We start from the raw sequence: 13,180 nt of genomic DNA on the forward strand, positions 1-13,180 counted from the left end.
GGCTCAGGATGGAAAAGATATCACCTTCCTGAAGGTTGGTCATACCCAGAAGCTGTTCAAAGCTAGCGCCTTCGTACCAGGCTGCGGCCAGGGCAGCGGGCAGGGGTGACCAGACGCAAAAGTGCTCCGGGACTCCGTTCTGGAGCAGAAAGCGGCGCAGCTCCTCCACCCTGTCCAGGGAGAAAGGCGGCGGGATTACCTGCTCATCCCTCCCGGGCTGGTAATCCACCCCGGCCAGGATGGCAGCTGATTCGACAGGAGGAGATTCCAGGAGAATACCCGAAAAGACCAGTTCGGTAACCAGTATCTCTTGAACGTGCACGTAAAGAGCGAACCTACCCCGCGGTAAAAGCTCACGACCATGTACATAACCCAGCTTCTCCAGGAGACCCCACACATTCTCAAAATCCCGGACGTAATCCCGCGAGTGTTTCTCCAGCTGCTTCAAGCGTTTGTGCAACAGGTGGATTCTTTCTTCCAGTCGGCGCAGCTTTCTGGCCGCCTCCAGGCATAATTTATAGTGGCACTTTTTCCGCCCTTTTTGCAATATAAACTGTATCTCCTGACGACGCAGCTTACTGTCCGCACGATTACGGTGCTTGCTTTTCTTGAGCTGGTTAAGCTCCTTGCGCAATTTGACCCGGTAAAGTTCGCAGCAGGGCTGGCCCCGGTCAGGGCAAAAAACCCGTACCAGTTCCCCCGACTTTTCCTCCAACCCCTCTACTTCCTGGCGGAGCAACCGGCTCTCTTTATTGCTCTGATAGACGGATAAATTTTTTTCCAGCAAGCGCCGTATTTCTACATCGGTTTTCCAGTGCAAAAGGCTCAGTACGGTATTGGGAGAAATGGTGAGCCTGCCCCGGACCGGTTCCACCTCGTCCTCCCGGTAAAAACCTGTTTGTTCGGGAAAACGCTCGTCGATGCGCACAAAAACCCGGCCCACGGGGTCATAGCCGCGCCTGCCGGCCCGCCCGGCCATCTGAAAAAATTCCCGGTTTAAAAGGGGACGGAATTCCTGGCCGTCCCACTTGCGGCAGGCGTCAAAAACCGTACTGGCGGCAGGGAAGTTAACTCCTACGGCAAAGGTTTCCGTACAGAAAAGGACGTAAATCAGCCGGGACTCATACAGTCTTTCCACCAGGTCTTTGAGCAACGGTGAAAGGCCGGCGTGGTGGTAACCAATACCCTGAAGCAACAGCCGGCGCAGGTTCTGGCGACGGGAGCCGAACAGCCCGGGGTTGTTCTCCTCCGCTTCCTGGATCATCCGCCGGACAGCCCGCTTTTCCCCGGAAGTAAGGAAATCCCATTCCCGGCCCAGTTCTTCTGCCAGCAACTCGGTCCGCCCGCGGCTGAAAGCAAAATAAAGGGCCGGCAGGTGGTCCTGAATAGCTTCTATTACTTCAACACAGGTTGGACTGGAAAAAATTGCAACCAAGTCATTTCACCCCTAATCCCATACCTCCCGGCCAGCAATCATTACGTCGTGCCAGCGGTGGCGGCGCCAGCGGCGAATTTCCTGTCTCTCGGCAATTTCTTCGCGCGCTTCTTCCTCATCGAGTATCTGCCCTCCAGGGGCAATCCAGGAAATCTCCAGGGGAACAGCCCGGCACCTTTCTTCAATAACTTTCACCACTTCACCCCGTACCTCGGCCATCCAGGAAGATATTTCCTTAATATTGGGTACAGTAGCAGAGAGGCCCAGAATCTTTATATGTGGCGGAGCAAAGATGATACTTTCCTCCCAGGCCGTACCCCGCTCCGGGTCATCCAGGTAGTGCATCTCATCAAAAATCACGTGGGAGGTGTGTTCCAGTTCTTCGGGATTGGCAAAACACCAGTTGCGAAAAATTTCCGTCGTCATGACCAGCAGGGGCGCCCTTTCGTTAAGGGAAAGGTCGCCCGTGATCAACCCCACCCGTTCCGGTCCGAAAAGCAGCCCAAAATCCCGGTACTTCTGGTTGGACAGGGCTTTAATGGGCGACGTATAGACCGCCCCCCTGCCTGCAGCCAGTATATGCTCCAGCAGTTTTTCGGCAATCAGGGTTTTACCAGTCCCCGTTGGTGCAGCCACCAGGACGGTATACCCGTTTAGCAAGGCAGCAATTGCTTCTTCTTGAAAATGGTCGAGTTTTAACGGCCCCTTGGGTAGAGCAACCTTTGACCTGCGCCGTCTCGGCCTGCGTTTACCGTGGACACCGGTTTCTTTTTTCTGGACCAACGATAAAACCGTCCTTTCTGGGTACTGGTGCCGCTTTCACTACGGCCATTATACACCATTGACACAGGATCATAAACGTTTAAATTTACTTATTCCCAGTATTTACGGTATAATAGAAAAAATGCCTGTCAGTCAGGAGTGGTAACCTTGAACAAAAAAGCCCTGGTGGATTACCGGGTGAACCATCTTCCGGATGGGCGCATTACCGGCGTGGAAGTTAAATGCTGTGGCCGGCACCTTGGTGAGATGCGCTTTATTGATGAACAGTCTATTACCTGCCCGCAGTGCGGCAGGTGTCATGTTCTACGTATTCAGCACAACCACTTCCATCTCTATTATAAAGATGGAGAACAAAGTTAAAAAGTATCATGGCAACTCTCTCTACCAGTTGTCGCGCGAGATGCTTAAATCGAGCATCTCGCTTTTTTACTCTGATTCGAGCGGTGTATAAGTAGAACAGATGGCGGTAAAACTTATAGGGTGTAACTATGTACCGGCGACTCTACGATTTGTTTAAATTTAATTCAGATTTAGTTGTTATCTACCTGGCTCATCAGCTTTTAATGGTGCTGGCCGGGTATTTTGCCGTTGTTTTTTTCCCGGGTTATTATGATCCCAAACATTTTTTTGAAATTGTGGGCCGCGGGCTCAATCGCTGGGATGCCGGCTGGTACCTGAAAATTGCCCGGGAGGGCTATAACCAGAAGTCCGCAGCCTTCTTCCCCCTGTACCCCTTGCTGATTCACCTTTTCAGCCGGCTGGGCATGAACCCGGTAGCAGCCGGTATTCTGATATCCAACCTCTCCCTGGCCGGTATCCTGGCTATCTTTTACCGTCTGGCCCGCATGGACTATGATCCGGAGACGTCCCGCCGGGCTATGTGGTACCTGGCTCTGTTTCCCACTGCCTTCTTCTTGTCCGCCATCTACACTGAATCTCTTTATCTTTTGCTTGTACTGGTGACCTTTTATTTTTTCCGCCGGAGAAGGTGGCTTCCAGCCGGCTTTTTCGGCATGCTGGCCGCATCCACGCGCAATATGGGTATATTTTTGCTTTTTCCGGGGTTGTGGGAATACTGGCATGCAACAAAAGGGAAAATAAGCAAGGATGTTATTTTCCTGGCCCTAATACCTGCCGGCCTGCTGTTTTTTATGATTTTCCTGCGGACAGAACTGGGTAATCCCCTTGCCTTTGTCAAAGCCCAGCAATTCTGGCACCGCTCTTTCGCATGGCCCTGGGACAGCATGAAACAGGCCGCAGTGCTCCTGTGGGAAAACCGGCGCTTTAGCCGTCAACTGCTGGATCTCTCTTTCACCCTGGTGGGTTTGGTTTTGTTTTTCCTTTCCGCGGGCAGAGAACGCCCGTCCTACACATTATTTGCGTTGTTCAGCCTGGTGATACCTCTTTGCTCCCCGGCACCCCATGCGCCGTTATTGAGCATGCCGCGATTTGTGATGGTAATATTTCCTATTTATCTGACCCTGGCCCGGCTGGCCAGAGAAGAAAGGGCACACAATCTTATCCTCGCCCTGAGCTCCTCCCTGTTCTTCTTTCTCTATTTGCTCTTCGCCCGCGGGCATTGGGTCGCTTAAACACAGGAGGTAATGCCTTTTGCTAACAGTAGTCATCCCTACATTCAACGAAGAACATAATATCATCCCACTGACCGAACGTATTTGTGAGTCGCTGAAAGGAAAAGAGTTTGAAATTCTGTTTGTGGACGACAGTACGGACGCTACGACTGAAGTGCTGGAAGGTCTGAGCCGTAACAACCCCCGTGTGAGGTTCATACACCGGCACAACCAGCGGGGGCTGGCCACCGCCGTGGTGGAGGGTTTCAGAGCAGCCCGGGGTGAAGTGCTGGCGGTCATGGACGCGGATCTCCAGCACCCGCCGGAGGTTCTACCCCGCCTGCTCGATAGTATCGAAACGGGAAATGACCTGGTTATTGCTTCCCGTTTTGTACCCGGGGGTAAAGACGGTGGCTTGACCCCCTTGAGGAGAGTTATTTCTCTAACCGCTCGCTTGATTGGCCGCCTGGCCTTAAAGAAGGTCCGTCCGATCAATGACCCTTTAAGCGGGTTTTTCATGTTTAAAAAAGAAGTAATTGAAGATGTGAAACTTTCACCCCTCGGGTGGAAGATTCTCCTGGAAGTGCTGGTACGCGGGAATTACCAGCACCCGGCCGAAGTACCATACGCGTTTGAGCGGCGACGGGGTAACCACTCTAAAATGAGCTTAACCGAACAGGTCAACTACCTGCGCCACCTGGTACGTCTGGTTTCAAGCAGCCCCGAAGACCTGCGTTTCTGGAAGTTTTGTCTGGTGGGAACAACAGGAGTCGGGGTGAACATGTTCTTTTTCATGCTCTTTACCCGACTTTTTTCCCTGGATGTGATACTTTCGGCCCTGCTGGCCACCAGCCTGGCCATATTCGGCAACTTCCTGCTTAATGACCTCTATACCTGGGCACAGCAAAAAGAAGACCACCTGCTGGGCCGGGTAATAAAATTTTACCTCTGTTCGGGTGCGGGTATGGTGATCAATGTAGCAGTTTTAAGTGCCCTGCACTGTTACCTTCGCATACCGGCCATCCTGGCCAACGGGGCCGGAATTATAGCCTCCACGGCCTGGAACTATTACGCCAACAACCGGTGGACATGGGGAAGCGCCACTTCCCGGCTGGCCAACGAAAACCCTGATTCACAGTAAAAATCTCCTGCCAATCCTCCCCGCGGGGAGGTTTTTTACTTCTTCCGGAGGAGGGAAACGCGGAAATAACGAGACCGGACCGCTCTTTACGAACAGTCCGGCCCTATGGCTATGCTGTGAGCAAACCTGTAAGCCGAGTTCTGTCTTGGGTGATCATCTATCTGGGACGCCAGTTGCCTGACGCCTCTAGCGACCTTTACCCGGGGACGGAGCGGGCCACTCCATTGTCCCCCTATTCGGTCTTGCTCCAGGTGGGGTTTACCTAGCCGGCCCGTCGCCGTGGCCGCTGGTGCGCTCTTACCGCACCGTTCCACCCTTGCCCAGCACTCAGTCCGGCAGTTACCTTTTATTCGCTGACTGCTGGACTGAGTGCTGGGCGGTCTACATTTCTGTGGCACTTTCCTTGGGGTCGCCCCCACTGGGTGTTACCCAGCACCCTGCCCTGTGGAGCTCGGACTTTCCTCAGGCACCCTCAAAGGGCACCCGCGACCACCCGGTTTACTCACAGCAACTCGTTTCGCATAGACGATTATAGCACATTAAAATCGTTTTTGCAAATTTCGCAGTTCAAGAGGTTAAATTCCGCACTTAAAAAAAAGTGTTGCAAGGCCTGCGATCTATGGAACCACGGTCAGCATGAGTAAAAATAAGGGTCCCCTTCCACATCGCTGAGCAAACATTCTGCAGCCAGACCCCTTTCCTGGCAGGCCTGGAGTAAATATTCCTGCAGAACCGGCAGGATTACCCTTTCGGTACCAAAGTGACCGGCATCCACGAAAGCCAAACCCGCCGCAAGCATATCCCGGGCAGTATGATAGCCCACATCTCCCGTCACGAAGACGTCCGCGTTAAGCGCCAGGGCCCTGGGCCAGAGATTACCACCGGAACCGCCACAAAGGGCCACCCGCTTAACCGGACGTCCTTTCTCTCCTCCCCAGCGTAGCGCGGGTAACTGGAGGGTTTCTTTTACTCGAATAACAAAGTCCTCCAGGAGCAATGATTCCGGTAGCACGCCCATCCTGCCCAGGCCGCTGGAAGGGGTGACCTGGTTGGCCAGTGGATAGAGATCGTAGGCCACCTCCTCGTAGGGATGGGCCCCCAGCATGGCCCGCACCACCCGCTCCACCAGCCTCCGGGGGACAATGGTTTCCAGCCGGACCTCCCTTACCTGCTCAAGACGGCCCTGCCGGCCGATATAGGGGTTGGTCCCTTCCAGGGGCTTGAAAGTGCCCGTCCCCTCCACCCCAAAGGTACAGTCACTGTAATTCCCAATCCACCCGGCCCCGGCTGCCCCGATGGCCGAGCGCACCGCATCCACGTGATCCAGGGGCACAAAAACCACAAGTTTCAAGTATTGTTCCTTGCCGGGACTCAATACCCGGACATCCTCCAACTGCATCCGCCGGGCGAGGACGTCATTCACCCCGCCGCGGCAGCGATCCAGGTTGGTGTGGGCGGCATAAACGGAAATACCGGCCCGGATAAGCCCGGTCACCAGTGCCCCACCGGCCTGGTCCATACGGATTTGCTTAAATTCTTTAAAGAAAAGGGGGTGGTGGCTCACAATCAGCTGAACATCCCTTTCCAGAGCTTCCCGGCATACCGCTTCATTTACGTCCAGGCAGAGCAGTATGCGACGGACGGGGGCACCCGGATCCCCCAGCTGCCAGCCGGGGTTGTCCCATGGTTCCGCCAGCTCCAGGGGAGCCATCTCTTCAATGATGGCGGCAATGTCTGCACCGGTTACGGCCATTCTTTTAACACCTCCTGAATGCGGGCCATTTTATCCGAAATTTCAAGAGCCTTTTCTTCAGCCCGGGAACTGCGACTGCGAGCCAGGGCTTTCAGGATACGCTGGTAATGCGCCATTAATTTGCTCAGGTAAGCGGGAAGCAGCGGGTCCTTCTTTTCCACCAGACGCGGACCAATCTCCAGCAAGTATGGATCTGAAACCTTTTCCCTGCCCCGTTCGGCAACCACAATCACATATAAACGCCCATCCTCCTCGACCAGCATTTCGTCCACCAGGCGCCAGCCCTCTCCCACAAGCCACAACCTCAAGTCCCCGGCATCCACCATCGGCTGCAGTATTAACCGCCTCACGGCAGCCAGCACCTCGGGAGAATCCGCCAGAATCTGCCGGATTGTATTACCACCCATGCCGGCCAGGACAATCACCTGAGCCTCCCCGGGTAAAAGGGGGTGCAGGCCGTCCCCCTGGCGCACCTCAATTTTACCATCGAGACCCTGGAGGTTAACGGCCTCAATGGCACTGCGGTAAGGGCCGGGATTTAATTCGGTAGCCACCACTCTGGGACAGATACCCTTTTCCACCAGATAGATGGGCAAAAGGGCGTGATCGGTGCCGATATCCGCCACCACCACCCCGGGTGGTACACAGGCAGCAATGGCCGCAAGGCGCCTGGTCAGACGCAATATAAATAACCCCTCCGTTTTTTGTTTCTATAAAACCGCGTTCAAAAACCCCGGCAGAGCATCCGGAGTGTGTGAGACGGAGCGCACGATTGGTTACATAAGATTATTGTAACATTTACCAGTATCAGCCGCAAGAACCAGGCACCAGCCAGCCTGTAATTGCGCCAGGGATGGAGTCTTTTGAGGAACCGTTGACCCTTAATATTTTACCATTCGAGTCTCGAATGAAACCGTTCATTTTAGGATCATTGATTGGCTTTATTTTGCTGGTTTAGGATAATAACGTGGTACAAAATTGCGTTACGCATTATGTAATAATGGGGGAACGCCTCATAAAATGAAAACGATAGCTGCTACGGAAAAGGCTCTTTTAATTTTGGGAAAATTCAGCTATGAAAAACCGGAGTGGAGCCTCGCGGAACTTACGCGGGAACTCGGGTGGTCCAAACCAACAGTGTTACGCCTGTTAAATACCCTGGAAAAGCACGGGTTTGTCAGCAAAAACATTTCTACCAGTAAATATCGTTTGGGAACGCGCCTTTTAGACCTGGGCAGCATTGTCGCTGGCCACATGGATGTACGCACAGCAGCCCTTCCCATCATGCGCACGATAAGGGATAAAATAAACGAAGCCGTTTATCTTAATATACTTCTGGATGGGGAAAGGGTATGCATTGAATTCCTGGAATGCTCACACGCGCTAAAGGCTTCAGTAAACATTGGCCAGCGCTCACCCCTTTACGTGGGAGCATCAGCCCAGGCGCTCCTGGCCTTTCACGAGGACAGGGAAAGAATCATAAGGGAACTGGAATTGAAACCATTCACCTCCACCACCATTACAGACCGTGAAAAGCTCCACCAGCGGCTGGAAGAAATACGGCGGGATGGTTATGCCATCAGCTGGGGAGAGCGCAACGTGGGCCTGATAGCCATAAGCGTACCCATTTTCGACCGGCACGGCAGCGTGGCGGCCAGCCTCTCCATAGGTCTTCCTGAAGCCCGCGCGAAAAGGGATAAGCTTGAATGTTGCATAAAACTGTTGCAATGGGGAGGCTGGGAAATTTCCAAACAGCTGGGTTACCGGTCGAACAGTAATTGATTGATGATATATTGACCGGCACACGCCCCAGCAACTTACCTGTCATTATTACCTGCCACAGCAGGCCTGAACGGTAAGTGCCGGGGCGGGTACTGTCACCGGTGCCCGTTTACCGGGGTAGCGATCAAGCTCATCTTACTACTCGAGAATGATCAGGACGAACGGTTGGCCTTACGGTAACCCAGGGCATCCTGGGAGATAATGAGTTTGTGGATGTTGCTGGTACCCTCAACTATCTGATAATATTTGGCGTCACGGAAGAACCGGGCCACGGGGTATTCCTCGGAATAGCCGTAAGCGCTGTATATCCTCAGGGCATAGTCAGCACATTTATTGGCGGCTTCACTGGCAAAAAGCTTGGCCATGGAGGTTTCCAGGGTGTTGGGTACTCCTTTGTCCTTAAGGAAGGCCGCCCGGTAGGTTAAAAGGCGGGCCGCTTCAATGTCGACGCACATCTGCGCAATCATGTCCTGTATCATCTGGAACTTACCAATGGGCTGCCCAAACTGCTCCCTGGTATTGGCATATTCGATGGCGACGTCAAGGCAGGCTTGCGCCACTCCCACCGCACCCGCAGCCGAAGCCAGGCGGGTATTGTCCAGCTGCTGCATGCAGATAGCAAACCCCTGACCTTCCCGTCCCAGGAGGTTTCCTCTGGGCACCCTGCAGTTCTCAAAAGTGATGGTTCCCACGGGCGAAGACCAGTTACCCAGTTTTTCAGTTATCGCCTCCACGGTAATACCTTCGCTCTTCATGTCCACGATGAAGGCGGACATGCCCCTGGCCCGCTGGGAGGGGTCGGTGTAGGCGTAAACGAGGGCTATGTCCGCTACCGGCGCCAGGGAAATCCACATCTTGCTGCCGTTCAAAATATAATAATCACCTTCCAACACAGCGCGAGCCTTCATGGACGCCACATCTGACCCGGCGTTGGGCTCGGTCATGGCAAAACAACCCAGCAGCTTGCCGCTGGTGAGCCCCGGCAGGTACTTCCGCTTCAACTCTTCACTGCCGTGACGCCAGATGGTGATGGCCGGGCCGAGGGTGTTGGCTGCAAAAATGATGCGCAGCGAGCTGTGCACCCGGGCTATTTCCTCGGCCAGAATGGCTAAAGCCAGGTAGCCCAGCCCGTTGCCGCCGTATTCCTCGGGAATGACGCAGCCTAAAAAGCCCAGCTCTCCCATCTTTTCCACCAGATCCCGGCGAAAGCGGTGTGCCTTGTCGTCTGCATCCACCGTGGGCAGCACTTCGCTCACGGCGAAATCGCGGGCCAGTCTTCTAATATCCTGTAACTCTTCCGGTAAATCGAAGTTCATAAAATCTCCTCCCGGCAGGAATTTTATTCTGATTAAAACCGAGCCTGTCTCCGGTAAAGCGGCTCTCAATGCCGATAATCCCTATGGAAGCTCTGACGGAACCGTGCAGAGATCCCCACGCCGTGGTCGAGGTGGTCGCCAACTACTATTTACCCTTAAATATTGGTTTCCTCCTTTCAATTAAAGCTCTTACTCCCTCACGATGATCTTCCGTCCCTGATATGATGGCCATATGCGAGGATATCAGATCCAGCGAAGTCCTAAAATCAGTTTTTAACCCCTGGTAAACTGCCCGTTTAATCAGTCTAATAGCCAAAGGTGGACCACTGGCTAGCTTAGAAGCAAAATTATATGTTTCATCCATCAACTTCTCTCCAGGCACTACTTTATTTACCAGACCTATGCGCAATGCTTCGTGGGCACTGATCATTTCACCTGTCCAGAGGAGTTCCAATGCTTTTGACAATCCCACTAAACGGGGCAGAAGATAAGCACCCCCGTCACCGGGTACAAGCCCCAGTTTCACATAACCCTCCGATAACCTGGCTTCTTCCGCAGCTATTCTTATGTCACACATTAAAGCCATGTCACAACCGGCACCGATAGCATCCCCATTTATGGCGGCAATCACCGGCTTGTCAACATCTTCCATGGTTAATGGTACGCGGTGAATCAATTCCCATAAACTTCTCTTTCTATGATAGGAATTTAACTTTCCATGAGGTGGAAAGTCATCCGCCGGGAAAAAGCCTTCGCCCTTTTCCATGGCTTTAATGTCGCCTCCGGCACAAAACGCCCGTCCCGCTCCAGTAACTACAATAACTCTTACCTCATCGTCATTCTGTGCATCCCTGAGTGCTTCCACCCAACTCTTGATCATATTTACAGTAAATGCATTGAGCCTATCTGGATTATTAAGAGTTATAGTTGCAATATGGTTACTTTTTTCATAAATTAAATCCTTCATAAATATCAGCCTCCTTTTATAGTTCACAAATCTCCTCCACGCTGTTCAACCCGGCAGTCCCGGATGACCGTGCCCGGTTATACCCCAGTTTCCGGGATAACGTTTCTGCAGCATGCTTCACCTCCCTGATCAAAACCGGCAGCCTCTCTTCAGTAAAGCGGCTCTCAATGCCGATAATCCCTATGGAGGCTCTCACGGAACCGGAAAAATCATAAACGGGTGCGGCGATCCCTACACCGTGGTCGAGGTAGTCGCCATAGGTAATCGCGTACCCCTGTTGCCGTATCTTTTTTATCTCTTCCAGCAACATCTCCGGGTGCAACAGTTCCTGCTGTCCGACCATTTCTTTGATGTAGAGGTGGATAAAATCGTTATCCATGAAAGCGAGCAGTGCCTTCCTGGCCGCCCCCCTGTGCAAGGGCACCTCCTTGCCAACCAGCTCCATAACTTTCACCGGATAAGGACCTTCCACTCTTTCCAAAAAAACACCCATGTTACCCTGAACGACGGTCAGATAAGAATCTTCGCTAGTACGAAGAGTAAGCTCTTTTAAAACGGGCAGGGCTTCCTTCCTCAAATCAAGCATTCCCCTGACCTGCAGGCCCATCTTCAACAGCTGGGGACCCAGCCTGTAATTCCTGGTTTCTGGATCCTGCTCGACCATCCCAAAATCTTTAAAAGTTTGCAGAAAACGGTGAATGGTGCTGGGTGGAAAACCCGTAAGATGGAAAAGCTCCCTTATGGACAAACCGTTTTCAGAGCCATGTTCCGATATAGCCTGGAGAACAATCAGACCCTTGCGCAGAGTATTGCTCATCAGCATCAAACCATTCCATGAAATTTTAGATTGCCCCGCACGCCTTCAGTTCTTCGATTTCGCCGGCCGTATAGCCTAAACTCGAGAGAATTTCATAAGTGTGCTGTCCGAGAAGCGGCGGGGGCAGCCGGTACTCAATGGACGTTTCGGAGAAATTCAGGGGACTGCCCAGAACCTTCACTCTCCCGGCTTTTTCATGCTCCATTTCCACCACCATGCCCCGGTGTAAAACCTGGGGATGGGAAACCACCTCCGAAATGGCGTTGATCATCCCGCAGGGCACCTTGTGCTCGTGCAAAAGATTTACCCAGTAGCTGGCTTCTTTCTGGATGAAAATCCCGGCCAGCAGTTCCTCCAGTTCATCCCGGTGCTTTACTCTCATTTCATTGGTAATAAACCGGGGATCATCAGCAAACTGAAGGTCGAGTGCTGCGCAAAACCGCTGCCAGATAGCGTCATTGCCCACAGCCAGAATAAAATACTTGTCTCTGGCACGAAAAGCTCTGTACGGCACAATGGAAGGATGACCCGAACCCATACGGATGGGATCTTTTCCGGAGGCAAAATAGTTACTGGCCATGTAGGTCAACCAGGAAACTTCCGTATCCAAAAGGGAAATGTCAATGTACTGGCCCCTACCGGTTTCCTTACGGGTCATCAGGGCGCTTAAGATCCCGATAACGGCGTACATACCCGCTCCGATATCAATGATGGCCACGCCAATCCGTACAGGTTCACCGTCCTTTTCCCCGGTGATGGACATAAGTCCACCTTCACCCTGCATTAACAGGTCATAGGCGGGGTGATCGCGGTACGGGCCGTCCTGCCCGTAACCGGACAGAGAACAGTATATAATCCGGGGGTTAATTTCCTTAATGCGCTCGTAATCCACACCCAGACGCTGCACCGTTCCAGGCAGGAAGTTTTCAATCATCACATCGGCCTCTCTGGCCAGCCTGTAGATAATTTCCCTCCCTCTGGGCGACTTCATGTTAACGGTGATGCTCTTTTTGTTCCTGTTGACACTCAGGAAATAGGCGCTTTCACCGTTGACAAAAGGCGGGCCCCAGCCCCGGGTCTCATCCCCGGTCCCGGGCATCTCCACCTTGATAACTTCCGCCCCCAGATCACCCAGAATCATGGTGCAGAAAGGCCCCGTCAGGACGCGGGAAATATCCAGTACCCTGATCCCTTCAAGGGGCAACTTGGCCTTTTTTTCCATCGCCACACGTTCCACCTCCGTTCCAAATAGTGAAATGCGTTCCAGGATATGAATTATCATTTAGACAAATATTTGACTTTTCCTTCTGTTATGACAAAAAATTTTGCGTGGAAAAGAAAAAACCGGGGTATCTCCTTACCAGGAACCCCGGGCAGGATGGCGAGCCAAATTTGAAAACGGCTCCCAATATCTTTCCTCTCAATACTGCTTGAACTAAAACGTAAAAAAGCCTCCCTGCTTACGGAAGGCTTCCTTTTCACTGGTGGGCGATGACGGATTTGAACCGCCGACCCCATGCTTGTAAGGCATGTGCTCTCCCAGCTGAGCTAATCGCCCGCATGGTGACCCCAGCGGGATTCGAACCCGCGTTACCGCCGTGAAAGGGCGGTGTCT

General features: G+C 52.9%; 12 protein-coding genes, 1 tRNA gene and 1 other RNA gene. 4 read left to right on the forward strand and 10 right to left on the reverse strand.

The features are described from left to right. Positions 1–1,435: helicase-related protein (locus ACPLUI_RS05015; RefSeq protein ID WP_424659178.1), on the reverse strand; the 1,435-nt coding region annotated here is incomplete at its 3' end. 12 nt (positions 1,436–1,447) lie between these two features. Further along, positions 1,448–2,218 (reverse strand): DEAD/DEAH box helicase, encoded by a 771-nt coding sequence (locus ACPLUI_RS05020; RefSeq protein ID WP_424659179.1) that lies wholly within the window; start codon positions 2,216–2,218, stop codon positions 1,448–1,450. Positions 2,219–2,365: 147 nt separating this feature from the next. Here ACPLUI_RS05020 and ACPLUI_RS05025 point away from each other — a divergent pair, with 147 nt between their 5' ends. The 3 genes from ACPLUI_RS05025 to ACPLUI_RS05035 all read left to right on the forward strand — a co-directional run bounded on the left by ACPLUI_RS05025 (position 2,366) and on the right by ACPLUI_RS05035 (position 4,930). Next, entirely contained in the window at positions 2,366–2,578 is a 213-nt protein-coding gene (locus ACPLUI_RS05025; RefSeq protein ID WP_424659180.1) for a hypothetical protein, read from the forward strand. Between the two features lie 128 nt (positions 2,579–2,706). After that, entirely contained in the window at positions 2,707–3,810 is a 1,104-nt protein-coding gene (locus ACPLUI_RS05030) for a mannosyltransferase family protein (RefSeq protein ID WP_424659181.1), read from the forward strand. 19 nt (positions 3,811–3,829) lie between these two features. Next, positions 3,830–4,930: a glycosyltransferase gene (locus ACPLUI_RS05035; protein ID WP_424659182.1), complete on the forward strand. Its 1,101-nt coding sequence runs from the start codon at positions 3,830–3,832 to the stop codon at positions 4,928–4,930. Between the two features lie 113 nt (positions 4,931–5,043). On the opposite strand, the gene rnpB is transcribed toward ACPLUI_RS05035, so the two are convergent. The 3 genes from rnpB to ACPLUI_RS05050 form a co-directional block, all read right to left on the reverse strand. Then, an RNA gene (gene rnpB, locus ACPLUI_RS05040) (RNase P RNA component class A) lies at positions 5,044–5,435 on the reverse strand. Between the two features lie 126 nt (positions 5,436–5,561). Further along, a complete protein-coding gene (locus tag ACPLUI_RS05045; RefSeq protein WP_424659183.1) occupies positions 5,562–6,683 on the reverse strand; it encodes a Nif3-like dinuclear metal center hexameric protein in 1,122 nt (373 codons plus the stop codon). Beyond that, positions 6,674–7,366 (reverse strand): tRNA (adenine(22)-N(1))-methyltransferase, encoded by a 693-nt coding sequence (locus ACPLUI_RS05050; RefSeq protein ID WP_424659184.1) that lies wholly within the window; start codon positions 7,364–7,366, stop codon positions 6,674–6,676. Before ACPLUI_RS05050 ends, ACPLUI_RS05045 begins: the two co-directional genes overlap by 10 nt. Before the next feature lie 337 nt (positions 7,367–7,703). Between ACPLUI_RS05050 and ACPLUI_RS05055 the strand changes: the two genes are divergently transcribed. Continuing rightward, positions 7,704–8,465 carry an IclR family transcriptional regulator gene (locus ACPLUI_RS05055; RefSeq protein WP_424659185.1) on the forward strand — a complete coding sequence of 254 codons (762 nt, stop codon included), beginning with the start codon at positions 7,704–7,706 and terminating at the stop codon, positions 8,463–8,465. 152 nt (positions 8,466–8,617) lie between these two features. Here ACPLUI_RS05055 and acd read toward each other — a convergent pair whose 3' ends face one another. The 5 genes from acd to ACPLUI_RS05080 all read right to left on the reverse strand — a co-directional run bounded on the left by acd (position 8,618) and on the right by ACPLUI_RS05080 (position 13,123). Continuing rightward, the gene (acd, locus tag ACPLUI_RS05060) at positions 8,618–9,781 is read right to left on the reverse strand and encodes a glutaryl-CoA dehydrogenase Acd (RefSeq protein ID WP_424659186.1); all 1,164 of its coding nucleotides are present in this window, start codon (positions 9,779–9,781) and stop codon (positions 8,618–8,620) included. 145 nt (positions 9,782–9,926) lie between these two features. After that, positions 9,927–10,748, reverse strand: a complete 822-nt coding sequence (locus ACPLUI_RS05065; protein WP_424659187.1) for an enoyl-CoA hydratase/isomerase family protein — start codon at positions 10,746–10,748, stop codon at positions 9,927–9,929. 16 nt (positions 10,749–10,764) lie between these two features. Continuing rightward, the gene (locus tag ACPLUI_RS05070) at positions 10,765–11,565 is read right to left on the reverse strand and encodes an IclR family transcriptional regulator (RefSeq protein ID WP_424659188.1); all 801 of its coding nucleotides are present in this window, start codon (positions 11,563–11,565) and stop codon (positions 10,765–10,767) included. A gap of 25 nt (positions 11,566–11,590) precedes the next feature. Next, a complete protein-coding gene (locus tag ACPLUI_RS05075; RefSeq protein ID WP_424659189.1) occupies positions 11,591–12,847 on the reverse strand; it encodes a CaiB/BaiF CoA transferase family protein in 1,257 nt (418 codons plus the stop codon). Positions 12,848–13,047: 200 nt separating this feature from the next. Beyond that, a tRNA-Val gene (locus ACPLUI_RS05080) sits at positions 13,048–13,123 on the reverse strand. Positions 13,124–13,180 lie beyond the last annotated feature (57 nt).

The sequence above is a fragment of the Desulfofundulus sp. genome (assembly GCF_049701015.1).
Classification (GTDB): Bacteria; Bacillota; Desulfotomaculia; order Desulfotomaculales; family Desulfovirgulaceae; genus Desulfofundulus.

Bases quoted from the DNA above. Each gene is read 5' to 3' on its own strand.
- ACPLUI_RS05030 (WP_424659181.1), top strand. From the start codon at position 2,707: ATGTACCGGCGACTCTACGATTTGTTTAAATTTAATTCAGATTTAGTT.
- ACPLUI_RS05045 (WP_424659183.1), bottom strand. From the start codon at position 6,683: ATGGCCGTAACCGGTGCAGACATTGCCGCCATCATTGAAGAGATGGCT.
- ACPLUI_RS05055 (WP_424659185.1), top strand. From the start codon at position 7,704: ATGAAAACGATAGCTGCTACGGAAAAGGCTCTTTTAATTTTGGGAAAA.
- acd (WP_424659186.1), bottom strand. From the start codon at position 9,781: ATGAACTTCGATTTACCGGAAGAGTTACAGGATATTAGAAGACTGGCC.
- ACPLUI_RS05065 (WP_424659187.1), bottom strand. From the start codon at position 10,748: ATGAAGGATTTAATTTATGAAAAAAGTAACCATATTGCAACTATAACT.
- ACPLUI_RS05070 (WP_424659188.1), bottom strand. From the start codon at position 11,565: ATGAGCAATACTCTGCGCAAGGGTCTGATTGTTCTCCAGGCTATATCG.
- ACPLUI_RS05075 (WP_424659189.1), bottom strand. From the start codon at position 12,847: ATGATAATTCATATCCTGGAACGCATTTCACTATTTGGAACGGAGGTG.